Below are 1290 nucleotides of genomic sequence, written 5' to 3'. Positions count from 1 at the left end.
CATATTGATATTTAGCAAAGTCCCGCGTAAACCCGCGCCGGGATCAATAGTGTCATTGATTTCCTATCAGTGGGAAAACATCAATGACTCTGACCCCATTGATCAGAAAAATAAATACGTCCAATACGTCCCCTTTTTCGATATGTGTTTCAATGGGGTCAGAGACCCCCGGCTACCCGATTGGCCTCAACACTAATCGTCAGCATCATCAAGCTTCTTCTTAAGGTTTTTTATGCTACGCCTATCAAGTGCGACTTCTCCGACACCTGGTATCTTGAGGCTCAACCCGGATGATGCATTGATTATTGCGGACGCAAGATCTTCGGACGGGTGGGTGGCCTTTTCGGAAGCGGCATTCTGCACAAATAGATTCTCTGTCAATTTTTCAATTAGATGCGGCGAAATCTCATTACCTCTTTCTTCTTTCCATTCGAGCGCCATTTCGACAACCCAGCTAGCTCTATCGATATCAAGCTCCAACTGCTTTAATCTGAACTCTTCGTCGGCATGCCTTCTAAACCAAGAGTCGTTCCACCGAATATAGAAAATAATTGAGGCGATAAGTGCAAACGCACTCGCGCTGAGCTTCGCAACCTCATACCAAGAAAAGCCGGCATCGCTAACCAAGAATGATTTTATGAAGCTATTTGCGACGAATGCGCCGGACACAACAATGAGCACTATAAACAAAACGTGAATCGGTATCCGTTTTCTTATTGTGCTTTTTGTGAGTGAGAATTGCTCGCCACGTTTCGCAAGTGCATCTTTTAAATCTGTACGTATCTGCCGCCTAGCGTGACGACTTTGCCGATCATCGATTTCAGACTTTAGAGCCTCAAGTGCATCCTCTTGCGACTTTACCTCTTCCAGCCGCTTTTCAAGCTCAGCAATCCGTTCCGCTTCACGAACCTCGTACTCTTTAGCTAATTGGCTATTGTATTCTGATTTTTCTTGGTCGAGTTGTTGACGGTACCGCTCGTTCTGATCGATCAGTGTCTGTGTTAACTCCTCAAGCCTGAGGAGCCCCTGCTCTCTCTTCCGATAAAATTCCGCGAGTTCATCCCCAAGCAGCTTATCCGTGCTTTCAGTTCTTTCATATGCGCGTAAATATTTATGTGCGGCAGCTATAAGCTTGATTGACAACAACTGATCTGCATCATTGTTTATATTGATCTTTACGCTATCAGAACCCACCTCTCTTACCACGACAATCGAGGCATTTTGAAAAGAAGGGAATTGAACTTGAATCTGCCACGAAAGAGCAGATTCAGCTCCGACTAGCTCCTTTAT

1 protein-coding gene is annotated in these 1290 nt (G+C 45.1%); it reads right to left on the bottom strand.

The window, feature by feature from the left end:
* Positions 1-192: 192 nt before the first annotated feature.
* A partial coding sequence (locus tag O9K64_RS23395) for a hypothetical protein (protein ID WP_275100533.1) occupies positions 193-1290 on the bottom strand: 1098 nt, incomplete at its 5' end.

The sequence above is a fragment of the Sedimenticola hydrogenitrophicus genome, assembly GCF_029017505.1.
Classification (GTDB): domain Bacteria; phylum Pseudomonadota; class Gammaproteobacteria; order Chromatiales; family Chromatiaceae; genus Sedimenticola; species Sedimenticola hydrogenitrophicus_A.
This window is presented reverse-complemented; position numbering and strand designations above follow the sequence as displayed.